Origin of the sequence: Segatella copri (assembly GCF_026015465.1) — a bacterium.
GTDB lineage: Bacteria > Bacteroidota > Bacteroidia > Bacteroidales > Bacteroidaceae > Prevotella > Prevotella copri_E.
In genome coordinates this window covers 72,695-91,202 of the sequence record NZ_JAPDUQ010000004.1, presented here as the reverse complement: position 1 = coordinate 91,202, position 18,508 = coordinate 72,695, and the positions used below count along the sequence as shown (strand labels likewise).

The 18,508-nt window shown below is 45.9% G+C and carries 14 protein-coding genes and 1 tRNA gene; 10 read left to right on the top strand and 5 right to left on the bottom strand.

Features of this window, described 5'->3' with window-relative positions:
- Nucleotides 1-69 precede the first annotated feature (69 nt).
- The 5 genes from potA to ONT08_RS13685 all read left to right on the top strand — a co-directional run bounded on the left by potA (nt 70) and on the right by ONT08_RS13685 (nt 4,801).
- A complete protein-coding gene (potA, locus tag ONT08_RS13705; RefSeq protein WP_264960206.1) occupies nt 70-1,473 on the top strand; it encodes a polyamine ABC transporter ATP-binding protein in 1,404 nt (467 codons plus the stop codon).
- Nucleotides 1,474-1,504: 31 nt separating this feature from the next.
- A complete protein-coding gene (locus tag ONT08_RS13700; RefSeq protein WP_153073323.1) occupies nt 1,505-2,290 on the top strand; it encodes an ABC transporter permease in 786 nt (261 codons plus the stop codon).
- 23 nt (nt 2,291-2,313) lie between these two features.
- Nucleotides 2,314-3,096, top strand: coding sequence for an ABC transporter permease (locus tag ONT08_RS13695; RefSeq protein WP_117586248.1), 783 nt, complete (start codon nt 2,314-2,316; stop codon nt 3,094-3,096).
- Nucleotides 3,097-3,203: 107 nt separating this feature from the next.
- Nucleotides 3,204-4,559 (top strand): ABC transporter substrate-binding protein, encoded by a 1,356-nt coding sequence (locus ONT08_RS13690; protein WP_437183613.1) that lies wholly within the window; start codon nt 3,204-3,206, stop codon nt 4,557-4,559.
- 160 nt (nt 4,560-4,719) lie between these two features.
- Nucleotides 4,720-4,801 (top strand) — tRNA-Tyr (locus ONT08_RS13685).
- A gap of 102 nt (nt 4,802-4,903) precedes the next feature.
- Here the strand turns inward: ONT08_RS13685 and ONT08_RS13680 are convergent.
- The gene (locus ONT08_RS13680; protein WP_264960204.1) at nt 4,904-6,436 is read right to left on the bottom strand and encodes an ATP-dependent DNA helicase; all 1,533 of its coding nucleotides are present in this window, start codon (nt 6,434-6,436) and stop codon (nt 4,904-4,906) included.
- A gap of 77 nt (nt 6,437-6,513) precedes the next feature.
- Here ONT08_RS13680 and ONT08_RS13675 point away from each other — a divergent pair, with 77 nt between their 5' ends.
- From ONT08_RS13675 to rsmD, 3 genes are read left to right on the top strand one after another with little or no spacing between them, the layout of a single operon-like run.
- The gene (locus ONT08_RS13675) at nt 6,514-6,993 is read left to right on the top strand and encodes a hypothetical protein (RefSeq protein WP_117586237.1); all 480 of its coding nucleotides are present in this window, start codon (nt 6,514-6,516) and stop codon (nt 6,991-6,993) included.
- 5 nt (nt 6,994-6,998) lie between these two features.
- Nucleotides 6,999-7,808: a DUF3822 family protein gene (locus tag ONT08_RS13670; RefSeq protein WP_006847081.1), complete on the top strand. Its 810-nt coding sequence runs from the start codon at nt 6,999-7,001 to the stop codon at nt 7,806-7,808.
- 55 nt (nt 7,809-7,863) lie between these two features.
- Nucleotides 7,864-8,433, top strand: a complete 570-nt coding sequence (gene rsmD, locus ONT08_RS13665) for a 16S rRNA (guanine(966)-N(2))-methyltransferase RsmD (protein WP_254949396.1) — start codon at nt 7,864-7,866, stop codon at nt 8,431-8,433.
- A 50-nt stretch (nt 8,434-8,483) separates the two neighbouring features.
- On the opposite strand, the gene cls is transcribed toward rsmD, so the two are convergent.
- Nucleotides 8,484-9,908 carry a cardiolipin synthase gene (gene cls / locus ONT08_RS13660; protein ID WP_117586236.1) on the bottom strand — a complete coding sequence of 475 codons (1,425 nt, stop codon included), beginning with the start codon at nt 9,906-9,908 and terminating at the stop codon, nt 8,484-8,486.
- Between the two features lie 69 nt (nt 9,909-9,977).
- The gene (gene dnaG, locus ONT08_RS13655; RefSeq protein WP_264960203.1) at nt 9,978-11,939 is read right to left on the bottom strand and encodes a DNA primase; all 1,962 of its coding nucleotides are present in this window, start codon (nt 11,937-11,939) and stop codon (nt 9,978-9,980) included.
- Between the two features lie 207 nt (nt 11,940-12,146).
- Here dnaG and ONT08_RS13650 point away from each other — a divergent pair, with 207 nt between their 5' ends.
- Complete coding sequence (locus ONT08_RS13650) at nt 12,147-14,681, top strand: glycosyl hydrolase 115 family protein (protein WP_264960202.1); 2,535 nt, start codon at nt 12,147-12,149, stop codon at nt 14,679-14,681.
- A gap of 210 nt (nt 14,682-14,891) precedes the next feature.
- On the opposite strand, the gene ONT08_RS13645 is transcribed toward ONT08_RS13650, so the two are convergent.
- On the bottom strand, nt 14,892-15,899 hold the full coding sequence (locus ONT08_RS13645) for a virulence RhuM family protein (RefSeq protein ID WP_264960304.1): 1,008 nt from the start codon (nt 15,897-15,899) through the stop codon (nt 14,892-14,894).
- A 274-nt stretch (nt 15,900-16,173) separates the two neighbouring features.
- Entirely contained in the window at nt 16,174-17,418 is a 1,245-nt protein-coding gene (locus tag ONT08_RS13640) for an ATP-binding protein (protein WP_264960201.1), read from the bottom strand.
- A gap of 490 nt (nt 17,419-17,908) precedes the next feature.
- Between ONT08_RS13640 and ONT08_RS13635 the strand changes: the two genes are divergently transcribed.
- Nucleotides 17,909-18,508 (top strand): HU family DNA-binding protein, encoded by a 600-nt coding sequence (locus ONT08_RS13635; protein WP_264960200.1) that lies wholly within the window; start codon nt 17,909-17,911, stop codon nt 18,506-18,508.

Genomic DNA, 18,508 nt, shown 5'->3' with positions numbered 1-18,508 from the left:
AACTTTTTCTTTGTTTCTTTCAATATTTATCGAAAAATGAGTAACTTTGCACGCAAATTTACAACAAAAATGAACAAGACAGCACAGCATATCATAGATATTAAGAATGTGTCGAAAAGATTTGGCGAGAAAACAGCCCTCAACAACATCAATCTCTATGTGAGAAAGGGCGAATTTATGACCATTCTGGGTCCTTCGGGATGCGGAAAAACGACATTATTGAGACTTTTGGCAGGGTTTGAAACCGCCAGCGAAGGCATCATCACCATCGCCGGCAACGATATTACTAACCTTCCTCCTTACAAGCGAAATGTGAACACGGTATTCCAGAAATACGCTCTGTTCCCTCATCTCAACGTTTACGACAATATTGCCTTCGGTTTGAAGCTCAAGCACACACCGAAGGAAGAGATTTTGCCGAAGGTAAAACGTGCCCTGAAGATGGTAAACATGAGTGATTATGAATATCGTGATGTCAACTCGCTTTCGGGCGGTCAGCAGCAGCGTATCGCCATCGCCCGTGCCATTGTCAACGAACCTGAAGTTCTTCTCCTGGATGAACCGCTTGCAGCACTCGACCTCAAGATGCGTAAAGACATGCAGCTGGAATTGAAGCAGATGCACGAACGCCTGGGCATTACCTTCGTATACGTTACCCACGACCAGGAAGAAGCCCTCACCCTGAGCAATACCATCGTGGTGATGAGCGAGGGAGAGATACAGCAGATAGGTACACCTACCGATATCTACAACGAACCAGCCAATGCTTTCGTAGCCGACTTTATCGGCGAGAGCAATATTCTCTGCGGAACGATGGTCCACGACTGTCTGGTGAATGTGGCAGGTACTGAACTGCCTTGTGTAGACAAGGGCTTCGGCTGCAACCAGGAAGTGGATGTCGTGATACGTCCTGAGGATATAGAAGTTTCCACCGATACCACCCACGCCCAGTTTGTGGGCAAGATAACCTCTTCTATCTTCAAGGGAGTACACTACGAGATGCTGGCAGAAACCGAGAAGGGCAATGAATTTCTCATCCAGAACTACAAGCATTTCGAAGTAGGTCAGACGATAGGAATGAGCGTGATACCCGACAATATTCACATCATGAAGAAGGAGCGCATCACCAATACCTTCGATGCAAAGGTAAACGGCGACGGAACGATAGAATTCCTGGGCTGCGAATACCAGATGGAGATTCCGGAAGAAATAAAGGACAAGATTCAGACCGATGAAAACGGAAACGAAACCATCCGGGTGAACGTACCTTTCAACAAGATAGAACTCTTCGACAACGAGAGCGAAGGAACCTTTACAGGCGACATCAGCTTCATTCTCTACAAGGGCGACCACTATCATCTCACCATAGATACCGACTGGGGCGAGAAGCTCTATGTAGATACACAGGATGTATGGGATTTAGGTGATCATGTGGCCATCACCATTCCTCAGGAGAATATTTCGTTTGAATAAAAATTATTAATTCCTAATTATCAATTATAAATTGAACATTATCAAGTTTATCTCTTCGCGACAAAGCTGGTCGATACCTTACGCCATCTTTGCAGCGATATTTGTGGTACTGCCATTGCTTCTCATCGTAGTGTTCGCATTTACCGATGAGAACGGAGCCCTGACGCTCTACAACTTCCAGAAGTTCCTGGCACACCCCGAAGCCATCAACACCTTTGTGTATTCGATAGGCATCGCCATTCTCAACACCCTGCTCTGCATTCTGCTGGGCTATCCGGCCGCCTATATTCTGACACAAACCAGGATGAAGTATGCCAACACCATCGTCATGCTCTTCATTCTGCCGATGTGGGTAAACATCCTGGTGCGCACACTTGCCACCGTGGCCCTCTTCGATTTTGCCGACCTTCCGCTGGGTGAGGGCGCCCTCCTGTTCGGTATGGTCTACAACTTCATCCCATTCATGATTTACCCTATATACAACACCCTGCAGAAGATGGACCGCAGCTATATCGAAGCAGCCGAAGACCTGGGAGCATCACCTTGGCAGCAGTTCTTCAAGGTCATCCTGCCCCTCTCCATGCCGGGCGTAGCAAGTGGCATCCTGATGGTATTCATGCCAACCATCTCTACCTTCGCTATCTCCGAACTGCTGACGATGAACAACATCAAGCTCTTCGGTACCACCATCCAGGAGAACATCAACAATTCGATGTGGAACTACGGTGCAGCCCTCTCGCTCATCATGCTCTTCCTCATCGGTGCCTCTACCCTCATCGCAGGTGATGGCAGTAAACAGGAAGGAGGTATCAGATGATGCAGTCATTATTCAGTAAGGATATGATGAAGAAAGTATTCTGCCAAGGCTATCTCTGGTTGCTCCTGCTGCTACTCTACTCCCCTATCTTCATCATCATCATCTTCTCGTTTACCGAAGCGAAGGTGATGGGCAACTGGACGGGTTTCTCGCTACAGCTCTACAAGAATCTCTTTGCCGAAGGTACACACCATTCGCTCACAGCGGCACTGGTCAATACCGTAACCATCGCCCTGATTACCGCAACCGTATCCACGCTCTTCGGAACCCTGACAGCCATCAGCATCTACAACCTGCGCAACCGCTATGCACGTAATGCCATACAGTTTGTCAACAACATTCCGATACTCAACGGCGACATCATCATCGGTATCTCGCTCTTCCTGCTCTTCATCACGCTGGGCATTCCGCAGGGGTATACTACCGTGGTACTCTCGCATATTACCTTCTGTCTGCCATACGTTATTCTGAGTGTGATGCCAAGACTGAAGCAGATGAATCCGAACCTCTATGAGGCGGCACTCGATCTAGGCGCCTCTCCGATGCAGGCACTTCGCAAGGTCATCATCCCAGAGATATTGCCGGGTATGATTTCCGGTTTCATGCTTGCCATCACGATGAGTATCGATGACTTCGCCGTCACCATCTTCACGATAGGTAACGAAGGTCTGGAAACCCTCTCCACATTCATCTATGCCGATGCAAGAAAGGGAGGACTAACTCCAGAACTTCGTCCGCTGAGTACCATCATCTTCGTACTGGTACTGGTGATGCTGATTATCATCAACAAACGAAAAAGTAAGTGAAGAACGAAGAGTGAAGAGTGAAGAATTCAATAGTATTAAAAATTATGAACACTTATAATATCAAAAAAGAAAGAGGAGAAAAGAGAAGTGAGTATGAGAGAAGAAGCATCAGCAAGATAAGCCGTTGGATTCTTCACTCTTCACTTTTCTCTCTTCTCTTTCTTTTCTGTTCTTGTTACAACAAAGAGAACCGCGAGGAGATTCTGAAGGTTTACAACTGGGCTGATTATATAGATGAAGACGTTCTTGCCAACTTCCCGAAATGGTATGAACAGCAGACCGGCAAGAAGATCCGAGTTATCTACCAGACCTTCGACATCAATGAGGTGATGCTTACCAAGATAGAGCGAGGTCATGAAGACTACGACGTGGTATGCCCGTCAGAATATATCATCGAGCGCATGCTCCGCAAAGACCTTCTCCTACCTATCGACACCGCCTTCGGCAAGATGCCCAACTATATCAGCAACGTATCACCATACATTGTTGAGCAGATAGATGCCACCTCCAACAATGGCCGCATCGCCCACCATTATGCCGTGCCTTACATGTGGGGAACCTGTGGCATTCTATATAATAAGGTACACGTACCTATAAGTGATACACAGACCTGGGGAACATTATGGAACAGAAAATATCAGGGCAAACTCCTGATGAAGGATTCCTACCGCGACTCCTATGGCACCGCCCTCATCTGGGCACACCGTAAAGACCTGGAAACAGGCAAGGTGACCGTACCACAGCTGATGAACGACTATTCACCAGCTGCTGTAGCCACAGTAGAGAAAGAGCTGAAAGCTCTGAAGCCAAATATTGAAGGATGGGAAGCCGACTTCGGCAAGGAGACCATGACCAAAGGCAAAGCCTATCTCAACATGACCTGGAGCGGTGATGCCGTCTGGGCTATTGAAGAAGCCGGGAAAGTGGGTGTAGAACTGGGATATGAGGTACCGAAAGAAGGAAGCAATGTATGGTTCGATGGTTGGGTAATCCCTAAATATTCCCGCAATCCGAAGGCTGCCGCCTATTTCATCAACTATCTCTGTCAGGAAGACGTGGCACTCGCTAATATGGAGACTACAGGATATGTGAGTAGCGTGGCAGGCAAGAAGGTATTAGAAGCTATGAGCGATGCTGAGGCGTATCCCAAACCTGTAAATCTGGCCTACTTCTTTGGCGAGGAAGGCAGGAGTGTCCATCTCAACCCTATCATGTATCCAGACAGCAGCATAGTAGCCCGATGCGCCATGATTCATGATGCCGGCGACCATACTCCCGAAGTATTGGATATGTGGTCGAAGGTGAAGGGAGACAATCTGGGCGGCGGCATCGTTATCTTCCTGCTGGCCGTAGTCCTTGCCCTCACGGTATTCGTTGCCATCAAGAAATATGAGCATTACAAGCACAGAAGGCTGTCAAGAAAACACCGCAGAAGACACGTTATTAAAGTGAAGAACGAATAGTGAAGAGTGAAGAATTCTCTTGTTTTTTATGGATTGAAGTTGGGAAAACAAGGGGAAAATGAACATTTTTTGAAGGAAAAGAGAAAAAAGTGCCGAAAAAATTTGGTAATATCAAATAAAAGCATTACCTTTGCACTCGCTTTTGAGATATAAAGTTTTTGGGTAGTTACCAGAGTGGCCAAATGGGGCAGACTGTAAATCTGCTGGCTATGCCTTCGGTGGTTCGAATCCATCACTACCCACTTTTCCCAAAAAATAACTCAAAAATTTAAGAGTCCGACTTTCGAGAGAGAGCCGGACTTTTTCTTTTCATATAAATCCTGAACAAAAGAAGAAGAGTAATATTACTCTCCTTCTACCTGCGTCTTTGGCCAGTTCACGAGATAGAGCATCTCTGTGGCTCGTGTAAATGCAGTATAGAGCCAGTGGATATAATCGGGAGTAAGCATATCATCCGTCATATAGCCCTGGTCTACATAGACATGCGACCACTGTCCACCCTGCGCTTTATGACAGGTAACGGCATAGGCAAACTTCACTTGCAGAGCATTGAAATACGGGTCTTGCCGAATTGCCTCCATACGGTCTGCCTTCAGTGGTATGTCCTGATAATCTTCCTCTATCTTATGGAAAAGCTGCTCTTGCTGATCATGGGTCAAAGCAGGAGCCCCACTCTTCAAGGTATCCAGCAATACCGTAGCCTCCAGTTCATAATTGTCATAATCGGGGAATTTCAACAGAAGGGTGGCAAAATGAAAGCCGTAGAGGTCGATGCGACGGCTCACCTTCATCACCTTCGCCCTATCTCCATTAGCCAGGAAAGCAGGAATCTCATGACTTGAAACTTCGTTACTTTGAACTGTATGATTAGCTAAAGTATTAAATTTTCCACTCTTCACTTTTCGTTCTTCACTTAATTGCCTTTCCTTTATCTTCTTTCTTTCTTCCTCCATCCAATAATAATTGTTCTTCACAATCATCAGCATGTCGCCACTCTCCAGTTCCTCTTCCCTATCAAGCACCATGTTGCGGATGCCCTGGTTAAAGATGTTGGCGCGCTTGTTGCTACGAGTCACCACAATGGCATCGTCCAGTCCTACATGATGATAACTGTCGCCAAGAGCCTCGATGAGTTCTGCACCCGGCATCTCCCTGATATCCGAGAAACCGGAGAAACGGATTTTAGGCAGTTGGGTAATGTCATCGTGGGTAATCATCTGGCGGATACGGGTAGCATTAAAGAGAATACCCGACTGCTGACTCTGACGGACTACTTCGTTCAAATCGCACTCATATACCGACAGTCCATACCCCTGGAGCATCGCAGCAGAAAGAGCTGGTGATTCTTCCTCACCAACAGGAGGCAACTGTGCCTTATCGCCAATCAGCAAAAGTCGGTCGTTACGTCCCTGATACACAAAATGAATCAGATCATCTAGCAGACAACCGCTGCCAAAGGTGGTTCCGCCCAATCCCAGATTGGCAATCATCGAAGCCTCATCCACCATAAAAAGCGTATCAGTATAGAGATTATCATTGAGATTGAACTGTCCATCCACTCCGGCAAACGCCTTTTCGCGATAGATGCGGCGATGAATGGTATAGGCAGGCATCCCGCTGTTCAGAGAGAAGACCTTAGCCGCCCTACCCGTAGGAGCAAGGAGCATCACCTTCTGGCGAACAGCACGGAGCGTACGGACGATAGCACCCGAGAGCGATGTCTTACCGGTACCCGCACTACCCCGGAGAATCATCACAGCATGAGGATTACTATCCGTCATAAACTGCACGAAAACATCGAGCGCCTGAGCCTGTTCTGAGGTTGGCGGAAAGCCAAATTGCTGTAATATCTGATATTTTAACTCTTCAATGTTCATATTTCGAAAACTTTTAGTATCTTTGCAGAAAATTTACTGCACCTATTTGCTGTGCAAAAGTAATAATACTTTTTGAAATGAGAAAAAGAATAAAGAATAATTATATTTTGGGAGCATGCGTCATCATCATGATGCTACTCTGTATTCTGAGTGTGAGCCAGCCTATCCGCTTCCAGAAGGCCATGGCTAGCAGAGAAGCAGAGGTGAAGGAGAAACTGATGCAGATACGTCAGGCTGAAGAGAAATACAAGGCGAAACACGGCGTATATACAGGAGATTTTCCGACACTGGTAAAAGGCAAGTACTTACAGGAAGATGCTCAATACATTCCCTATGCCGACGGTAAGAAGTTTACACTTGCTGCCACGGTTATCGTAGGAAAAAGCGGTAAGCAGATTCCGGTGATGGAATGTGGGGCCGGTTATGAAACCTTCCTCGACGGACTTGATGAAGGTTCCATCCAGCAGAAGATAGAGGAGGCCAACTATGCCGGCAACTATCCCGGACTCAAGATAGGCGATTTAACGACAGATAATAACAACGCAGGTAATTGGTAACAGATATGCAAATAAAAGGTAACAACATTCAGCAAGCACGACTCACCATCCGCGTGAGCAGAAACACCCTCAGTTTTTCGGTAGTTGACCGTGAAGCTGAGCATCAGCTTATCTATGAACCTTATACTGTAAAGAGTGGTGTTTCGATGGCAGCCAACTTGCGTCAGGCTTTCAAGGAGAGTACTCTCCTGCAGCGGGGATACCAGAAGGTACGCGTATATCTCGATTCGCCTATCCTGCTGGTTCCTATCGAAGAATTTCATGAAGAGGATATCGATGTGCTCTATCAGCATGCCTTCAACAGCCATAACAGCGATGCCATTCTCTACAGAGTGCAGCCGGAACTGAATGCGGTAGCGGTATTCCCTATCAACAAGGATTTGAAAATGGTGGTAGAAGACAACTTCAAGGATGTCCGCTTCACACCTATCATGCAACCGATGTGGCACTATCTGCATCATCGCAGTTTCACCGGCATTCACCGCAAGCTCTATGTTTATTTCCACGACAAGAAGCTGGACGTTTTCGGTTTCGAGAAGAACCGTTTCAAATTCTTCAACTCGTTCAATGCCGAGCATGCCAAGGATGCCCTCTATTTCATTCTCTATGTATGGAAGCAGTTAGGATTCAACCAGATGCAGGATGAGTTGCATGTATCAGGCAATGTTCCGGACAAGGACTGGTTCCTCTACAACACGAAACTCTACATCAAGAAGACCTTCATTCTGAATCCTGCCGCCGAATTCAACCGTGCGCCCATCACAGAGATTAAAGGTCTGCCATTCGATTTAATGGCACTGTACTTAAGTAAGTAAGACAAGAGTTGATAGTTAAAAGTTGATAGTTAAGAATTCAACAGAATAGCTTATCATAAAGTTCAATGTTCAACATTCAAAGTTCAAAGTAAATATGAGAATCATAACAGGACAATATAAGGGACGCCATTTCGACATTCCACGTTCGTTTAAGGCGCGTCCGACAACAGATTTTGCAAAGGAGAACATCTTTAATGTTCTGCAGGGATATATTGATTTTGAAGATACCTCTGCCCTCGACCTCTTTGCCGGTACGGGCAGCATTTCGCTCGAACTGGTATCACGAGGCTGCAGCCGGGTAATCAGCGTAGAGGCCGACCGCGATCATGCCAACTTCATACGCCAATGTTTTCAGAAGTTGGGCGAAGACAAAGATATTCTGATTCGTGGTGATGTATTCCGTTTTCTGAAGACCTGCAAGCAGAAGTTTGACTTTATCTTTGCCGATCCTCCATACGCTCTGAAGGAGTTGCCGCAGATTCCAGACCTCGTTCTGAATGGCGACTATCTCAACGAAGGAGGCATCTTCGTCTTTGAGCATGGCAAAGATTATGATTTCTCAGAGCATCCACGATTCCTGGAACACAGAAGTTACGGGAGCGTAAACTTCTCAATATTCAGATAGAAAAAAAATCCCCGTTTGCACCAGACAAGATGCAAACAGGGATTTATTCGTTACAGCAGCGGCGAGAGTAATCTTACCGTACTCTCGAAAAGGCGCTGCAGGAACGGACGTTTTACGAAATAAGATACATCATCTACTAGGATGCTCTTCGCCTCATCCCGCAGATAGACAGCCTTCACGCGCTGCGCCATCCCCTCATCAAAGAAGAACGCATTCGCTTCGAAATTATTCTCAAAACTTCGGAAATCGATATTCGTACTGCCTATCGTACAGAGATTATCATCACTCACCAGCAATTTACTATGATTAAAGCCTGCCGTATAGAGATAAACCTTTACGCCAGCCTCTATCGCCTCCATCACATACGAACGTGATGCCCACTCAACCAGTTTGGCATCAGCATGACGGGGCAACATCAGACGGATATCCACACCCGCCAAAGCTGCTGTTCGCATGGCAAACAATACTGGTTCAGTTGGCAGGAAATAAGGCGTTTCCATATACACATACTTCCGGGCCTGAAGCAGGATGCGGACATAGCCCTGCATGATATCAGGCCAAGGACTGATAGGACTGCCCGTAACTATCTGTACGAGACAATTGTTGCGGATATGCGCACTGACCGGCGGATAATACTGGCGATTGGTAACCAACGTACGGTCTACGAAATACCAGTCTACCAGAAAGGCTCGCTGAATGGCGTAAACGCCACCGCCCTCAATACGGAGATGTGTATCGCGCCAAGCCTGTTTCTTATCACCCTTCACATAGCGCAGAGCTATATTCATGCCGCCGATAAAGCCCACTTTACCATCTATGACACAGAGTTTGCGGTGGTTACGATAGTTTACCTTACTCGTAAAAGCCGGAAAGCGGACTGGCATGAACGAATGTACATCAATACCTGCATCACGCATACGTTCAAAGAATTCATCCTTCACCTTCCAGCAGCCTACATCATCATAAATCAGTCGCACCTCTACTCCCTGCTCCGCCTTATCGATCAAGGCATCAGCTATCAGATATCCCAAGGCATCGGCTTCGAAGATATAGGTATCGAGATGAATATGATGCTTTGCCTGTCCTATATTATATAATAAGGTAAGGAAGAAATCGTAGCCATCGGTATAAATATCCACCTGATTATCTTTAAAAGGCAGCGCCCAACTCTGGTTGGCAAAGAGATTCATCAGCGGTTTATTGCTGTCTGGCAGGTGAAGATTCTCCTGCTCTACGAACTCGAGCATGGAGCGCTTGGTGAGCTGGTCCATGCTGCGGTCGCTGATAAGCCGTTCCTTGCGGGTATTCTGTCCGAAGAAGAAATAGAAGATGATACCCACAAAGGGGATGAAGAAGAATACCAATATCCATGCCATCGTCTTGGCGGGCTGACGATTGTCCATCAAGACGGTGATGATAGCCGGAACGGTTATCACGACATAAAGCAACAGATATATCCAGTGAAAATAAATCATATAGCATTTCTCCTTTTTAATCTCTAATACTTCTTTACAGAGTTTCTCCCCACAGGACAGGGGCTCCGGTTAATTGAAGATATTGTTTGCCTGGCTCGCCAGAAGCGTGTTCATCTGCTTGAGTTTCATAAACTCCTGCAGCAGTTCACGATTGGTCGGATTCCTGGCAAACTCCTGCTGTACCTCAATAATACGCTGAGCAATATAATGAGTGCGGAAACTCAAGATGTCTTTAAAGACAAACTGACGGAGCTTATCGGCGCTCATCTTCATCTGCAGACTAGCCGTAGATACCTCCTGGTCACCTGTAGGCAAACCTGCCAACCTGCTGATTTCCGGATTCGGATGATTGGCAAAATAAGTTTCGGCCACAAAATCATCTTCTTTTTCGAGATGCTCCACAGCTTCCTGCATAATCTGATTATATAAATCATTATGAAACTTAAAGCCATCTCCACCCAAATCAAGACTGATATACTGGGCCACAGCTACCTCCACATCATTTCCGTCTACATCCTGTACTGTGATGAGCTGGTCGCCATGATGAATAATCAACTGTACCAGAAGTCCTTCTACCTCCAGGAGTTTATCCAGTGGGGTAACCGCTCTCATCACCGATTGCGCCTGCTGCGCTGCCGCTACAGTCGAATCTTTCAATCCCGCAGCACGTCGCTCTGCCTTTACCTGCTCACTCATACCGTTGCGCACAAAATTGTTCAAGGCATTCACGATAATTGCCTCGTTCACGCCCAAACGGTGAGAACAGTCGGTGATATAAGAAGCGCGCGTTATCTGATTCTTGATTTTCGAGATGCTCTCTACAATCGAATTGATAGCCTGGCTTCTCTTTACAGGGTCTGTCACGCCGCGTAGCAGAATATCGGTCTTAAACTGTATGAAGTCGGTCTGATTCTCCTGAATATATCTTCTGAATTCCTCTGCCGAATGACTGCGGGCGAAACTGTCAGGGTCATTACCGTCAGGGAGAAAGAGTACCTTTACGTTCATCTCTTCTTCGAGCAGCATATCGGTACCTCTCAGCGCAGCATGAATACCCGCATTATCGCCATCATAGAGAAGAACGATGTTACTGGTAAAGCGGTGCAGCAATCTAATCTGATGCACGCTCAGCGCCGTACCCGAGTTGGCCACAACATTTTCGATGCCACACTGATGCATCAAGATAACATCGGTATATCCTTCCACCATAAAGACACAATCCTCCTTGGCTATCGCCTTCTTGGCCTGATAGAGTCCATAGAGTTCGCGCTCCTTATGATAAATAACGCTATCAGGCGAGTTGACATATTTCTGGCTGATGCCCTTGGTTCTGCTGTCGAGAACTCGTCCGCCAAAAGCTACCACCTTGCCGCTCACGCTGAACCAAGGGAAGATGGCTCTGCCCGAGAAACGGTCAAGAATCTTATCCTCACCCGACTTATTGCCGGCTTCTTCCTTATCCACCTTGAAGCAGAGTCCCGTATCAACCAGATATTTCGGATTATAGCCAGCCGCCTTAGCCGCTTCAGCAAGAGCAGTACGCTTAGGGAGCGCAAAACCCAACTGGAATTTTCTGATGATATCATCTCTGAAACCTCTTCCTCGGAAATAGGCCATACCGATAGCGATGCCATCCACATCATGCAAGAGAATATCCTGAAAATATTTCGCCGCCCAATCGTTGACGATAAACATGGATTCCCTTTCGCTCTCGCGCTGTTTTTCTTCATTGGTCAGTTCCCGTTCCTGAATCTCTATTTTATATTTCTTGGCGAGCCAGCGAAGGGCATCGGGATAGGTCATCTGTTCCAGTTCCATCAGAAAGTTGATTGCATTGCCTCCCTTTCCACAGGTAAAGCAATGACAGATACCTCTTGTTGGAGATACAGAGAAAGATGGATTGGAATCGTTATGAAAAGGACACAAGCCGACATAATTGATGCCACGCTTCTTGAGCGTAACAAATTCAGATACCACCTCTTCTATCTTGGTAGCATCCATAATTTTTGCTATCGTCGGTCTGTCTATCATTATATATATTCTTTTTTCTGTTTTTACTATGCAAAATTACTATTTTTCTTTGAAAACACAAAGAGAAACGGACAGAAAAGTAAAAATGAAACATATTAAAAACTAAAGTTTACATAAAAAAAGGTACATTCGGATAGTTTTGGCTATCTTTGCAACCGGCAAAAACACATTGCTGACAATCGGAAAATAACAACAAAATAAATAAATATGAAACTAAACAACATCAAACAAACATTCCTGGCAAGCGCTGCCCTGCTCTCAACTATCAGCATGAGCGCAGCCGACAGATTTGTAGATTTCAAGCAAGGAGACTTGCTGCTGAATGCCAATAACCGGGTAGAAATCTACATGGATACCAACGACTGCAAGGGAGTGAGCTATGCTGCTCATGCCCTGCTGAAAGATATCAAAAGTGTGAGTGGAGCCACAGCCACCCTCACCTCGGATGCCGGTTTTCTGAAAAAAGCCGACACAGCCCGACCAGCTATCCTCGTAGGCACCATCGGCCATTCTGCAGCCATCGACCAACTGGTGAAACAGAAGCGCATCAACGGAAATCTACTGAAGGGCAAACGGGAAAAGTTTATCATCACGCTCATAGATGGTCAGCTCGTCATTGCTGGCAGCGACCGCCGAGGCACCATCTATGGCATCTACGAACTCTCGCAGCAGATGGGCGTATCGCCTTGGTATGACTGGGCAGACGTGCCTGTAGAGCACCACGATTCTATTTTCGTAAACAAGGGTATCTATACAGATGGCGAACCAGCCGTACGTTATCGCGGCATCTTCCTCAACGATGAGGCACCTTGCCTAACGTCATGGGTAAAGAACACCTACGGCACCGGATATGGCGACCACCGTTTCTATCAGCGCGTCTTCGAACTGGTATTGCGACTGAGAGGTAACATGATGTGGCCTGCCATGTGGGGCTGGGCTTTCTATGCCGATGACCCTGAAAACGAGAAGACGGCAGATGAGATGGGCGTAGTGATGAGTACTTCCCATCATGAGCCGATGGCCCGCAACCACCAGGAATACGCCCGCAACCGAAAGGGATGGGGACCATGGAACTATCAGAAGAACAAGACAAACCTGCAGAAGTTCTTCCGTGAAGGCATTGAGCGAATGAAGGGAACAGAACAGATTGTAACCATCGGAATGCGCGGCGACGGCGATGAAGCGATGAGCGAAGAGGCAGATACAAAGCTGATGACCAACATCATCAACGACCAGCGTAAGATTATCGCTGACGTAACCGGCAGAAAGGCTAGCGAAATCCCACAGGTTTGGGCACTATATAAAGAGGTATTGGATTACTACGACAAGGGCATGAAGGTGCCTGATGACGTAACCCTCCTGCTCTGCGATGACAACTGGGGTAACGTGCGCCGTGTGCCGAATGCCAAGGAACGCAAACACAAAGGCGGCTGGGGCTTATACTATCACGTAGATTACGTAGGTGCTCCAAGAAACTCAAAGATGCTCAACGTTACTCCTGTGCAGAATCCTTGGGAGCAGTTGACGCTTGCTTACGAGAATGGCATCGACCGTCTCTGGATTCTCAACGTGGGCGACCTCAAGCCGATGGAATATCCTATCAGCCAGTTTATGGACATGGCTTGGAATCCACGTAAATACGATGTAAACAACATCACCCGTCATACCCGCGACTGGTGCGCACAGCAGTTTGGTGAATCGCAAGCTGATGAAGCAGCCCGCATTCTTAACCTCATCTGCAAGTACAACGGCCGCTGCACCCCTGAGATGCTCGACAAGAACACCTACAGTCTGGAAAATGGTGAATGGCAGGAGGTGGTAAACCAGTATCTCCAGCTTGAAGCCGATGCGCTGCGCCAGTACAACTGTCTGCCGGCATCCTATCACGACGCCTATCGCCAAATTATCCTCTTCCCTATCGAGATGATGAGCAATCTGCACCAGATGTATTTTGCCCAGGCACAGAACCATGCCCTCTACAAGCAGGGCAATCCGAAGGCGAATGTATGGGCTGATGAATGCGAGCGCCGCTTCAAGCGCGATTCACTCATCTGCGACTATTACAACCATAAGATGGCTGGCGGCAAGTGGAACGGAATGATGACCCAGAAGCATATCGGCTACAAGAGTTGGAATGATGATTTCGAGAAGGATACCTGTCCGGAACTCTTCCGGGTAACCTCCAAGGATGGAGTGATTATCAGCGCAAACAACGGCGTGGTAGAAATCGAAGTTCCTTACTATAGCAGCAAGACGGATGCTGCCGAGGCAAAATGGACAGAGATTCCATTCATGGGCAAGAGCGTATCGGCAATGACTCTGATGCCGTATACCAAGAGTGTAAAGGGAGCCAGCATCACTTACAAGTTTAAGATGCAAGTTAGCAAAACTTCGGATGGCAAGGCATTTAACGGCAAGCAGAAGGTTCGCATTCATGTGATTACCAAATCAACCTTGGATTATCTCAACAAGGGCGGCTTAACCTATGGTGTAAGTTTAGATGGTGCTTCTCCTGTAGAGGTTAACTTCAACAAAGATTTGAATGAGAAGCCGGAGAACATCTACAATATCTATTATCCAACGATAGCCACTCGCATCGTGGACAAGGTGATAGAGCTAGAACTGCCAGCCTCATCCGATGGCATCCACACCCTCACCCTCACTCCTAACGACCCAGCCATCGTCTTCGAGAAAATCGTGATTGATGGAAGAGAAGGGAAAAAGAGAGTCAAGGTGATTTAGACTGACTGCATACAAACCAGCCAGTTTACATACGTTTGAATAACTATTTATCCGGAATTTACTGTGATTAAGATCAGAAATCCCCAGCCTTTTTTCTCAAGCAGGCTGGGGATTAGACTCTCCTGTCAGATGAACATTTTATACAGAACTTTCGCATGTGGGGAAGTTAAGGGAAGTAAGAGGTTACATGATTCTCATCAGAACGTTACATTAATGATTTTCCCCCGATTGTCTTCCCTTGCGTTTTGCAATTTTTCCCAAAGCATTGATGGATTCAAGATAAGCCTCCTCTACTGGAGTTAATACCTTTACCTGATATTTTCGATACTCAGCTATAGCTTTGTCCATTGCCTCTTCATGGCTGATACTTCCCGATCCCTTCAACAAAGGTCGCCCTGTGGATTGCAGGATAGTATCAAGTTGTTTCACATAATCCATCATATAGACTGGGCGATGCTCCATTGCCATAATCTCGGCAAAGTCAAAATAACCGGAAACAAGATTATTGAGTATCTTCAGCTCATTTTCTTTCAGATAGTTCTTGGCTATTTTGATGTCTTTGATAGCTGGCAGTTCGCCCTCAAATGTCGTCAAGCCCATAAATGGTTTGTCGGCATCCGCACGCTCATAGATAACTTCTGCCGCTGTATGCCCATGAGCAGCATAGTGCAACTTATTTTGCACGATTTTAAAGAAAAGCTTTGAGGCATCAGTTCGAGGGTCATAGTCAACACTTGTGGCATAGATGTCCAAAACTTGTCGATAGAGCACCTTTTCTGACGAACGAATATCACGAATACGGTCGAGCAACTCTGTCCAATAGTTGCCACCACCAAGATTTTTGAGTCGTTCATCGTCCATCGTAAACCCTTTTACGATGTACTCATTCAGTCGCTCTGTAGCCCATTGACGGAAACGCGTGCCTTGAATAGATTTTACACGATATCCCACAGAAATGATAACATCAAGGTTATAGAACTTCACTTCTTTGCTTTGGGTTTTTCCTGCCATAGCACCATGCTGAGTGGTTATTCGGAATTTCCGAACAACCACTTTTTCATCAAGTTCTCCCTCTTTAAAAATATTTGATATATGTTCTACTATCGTAGACTTACTCTTATTAAACAAGGAGGCGATTTGATCTTGGTTTAGCCAAACCGTCTTATTCTCCAATCTCACATCAAGCTTCACGCCATCATCAGATTGGTAGATGATCATTTCTCCCAAATCAGTTTGGGGTGCGTCCTCCCATTTATAGCCACAATCCAAGCAAAGATGCAGTACACCCTCTGTCTGCACATTATCTGAATTGCACTTTGGACATTTTATATTATTCATCATTGTTTCGTCTTTGTTATTATCTAAGTCAAAAAATGATATTCTTGTATGACTTATGCTTAGACATTATTATATTTCCATTTCCTTTCTTTGAAAGCAGGATGTCACCCTTCTGATAAGCAACAACAGACCCGACATTAGGATCACTTTTTTTTCACTTCTCTCTCAACATCCATTCCCACGTAGGAAGAACATGAACCTGCTTGCCATCTATCTCAAGCTCTTCCTTCTCCTCCATCGTAAGAATATATCCCTCAGCCAAGCCATAAGCATTCATGGCTTCCAACAGCCCCTCGATTTCTCGCTTGCGAGTTTTCTCATCATTCATGGCTATCGTCACCTGATAAGCCTTCATGATTCTCATACCCTCTCTTACAACAAAGTCGCACTCCTTCTTATCGGCATGATAGAAAACATCATATCCGCGGCGTTTCAACTCGATGAACACGATGTTTTCCAACTTCACTCCCATATTGTCGGTGGCATTGAAGCCAATGCGACTCACGATGGCATTGTCGATGAAGTAAATCTTCTTCGGGTTCAGCATCTGCACCTTTACCGATGGCGAATACTTCATGTGCTGGAATATCATATAGGTTTGCTCGATGTACTCCAAATAGTTTTTGACGGTTTCGGAATGACGGATTCCCACTATCTTACCCAGTGAGGTATAGGTAATGCGCTTCGTGGCATTGCTGGCAAGATAAAAGATGAGTTCTTGCATTTCCTTTTCATTCGTCAGACCATTACGAGCCATCACGTCACGGAAGATGATGCTATCGTAGAGTGACGAGAGGTAACGAGTGGATGGCGACTGGAGATACTTAGGAAATCCACCTTTCTCCAAATATTCCTTGAAATGCCCCAAGAGGATGGCACGCTTGCTGGTTAGATAAAAGTCCTTGGCTTCCAACTGCACCTTTGTCAACTGCAAGTATTCCTGAAAGGAAAAAGGGAAAATCTCCACTGCGATATAACGCCCCGTGAGATGAGTGCCAAGCTCTCTACTCAGCATTCGGGCATTTGATCCGGTTACAATCACCTTATTGCCTTCGTTGTAGAGACGGCGCACAAAGGTCTCCCAACCCTTCACATTCTGTATCTCATCAAAATAATAGGTATGCTGCTCACCAAAGAGCTCGAAGAAACATTCTTGCAATGTTTGGAAATCTGCCACAGTAAAGTTGACCAGTCGCTCATCATCAAAATTGAAAAAGAAGTCTTGCTCCGGCAACTTGTTACGCATTTGCTGGAGCAAGACAGACTTTCCACAACGTCTTATACCAGTAATAATCAGTATCTCCGTTGTGGTAAGCCACTCTTCCTCAATAGTTCTCGGAACCGTATCTTGCGCTATATTCTTGCTGTATTCCTGCTGCTCAAATATAATTTTCTTCAATAACTCTTTCATGTTCAAACATTTAATCGCCTGCAAAGATACAATATTTTATGATAAACACCAAGAAAATCCTCCTTTTTATTCATTCCGAATGAGCAATTTCTATTGTTTTTGCTCATTCAGAATGAGTAATTCAGAACAAAACCGCTCATTCCGAATGAGTATTTCTTGAAACTGACAAGGGTAAGATGGTAATAATATTGTGACTTATATGATGCAAGGAAGCAACTATAACGGTGCAAGGAAGCAATTATAACGATGCAAGAAAGCAATTATATTGATTGCGTGACATTTGTCATGTGATTATACGACACTTATCATACGGTCGGATGACAAATGCCGTATAATCACACGACATATACCAATGTTTAAATAAACCTAATAGTTTACACCAAAAGATACAAGTTATCACATTATTATATATATTTGCATCATCTTTCATAGAAGACAAAGAATATAGAAAACAACGAACCATCAAACAACAAGAAATATGGAACTGAAATACGACATTTACACTCTCAACAATGCCCAGGGCACAGGAGAAAAGCGCCAATACATTCGTATCGTGCAGCATGAACCTATGACCGAGAAGCAATTGCAAGAGAAAATCCAGAGCCGCTGCTCACTCACCAAGGGAGATGTGGCTGCGGTGTTGGCAGAGCTTCATGACCTTATGGTGGAAGAATTCTCACTGGGACGCCGCTTTTACATCCCAGAGATAGGCTACTTCTCCATGTCGGCTAGCCTAGAGATGCCAGAGGAGAATCCAGACAAGAAGATTACGGGCAAGGAAGTACGCATCACCGGCATCAACTTCAGACCAGAAGGTAAGCTAATGGAGGAAGTACAGCGCAACGTCCACTTTGTCCGCTCTCGCTATTCCAACCAATCCACAAAATACTCTGAGGAAAAGCTATTGGCGAAAATCAAGGAGTATCTCCAGGAGAACCGCTATATCACCACTCGCATCCTGCGCATCCTCTTTGGCTTGACTCCTTACATGGCTCAGAAGTGGCTCAACCATTTCTGCGAGAAAGGCATCATGGAGAAGGAAGGCACCCAGCATGCTCCTATCTATTTCTTGAAGTGA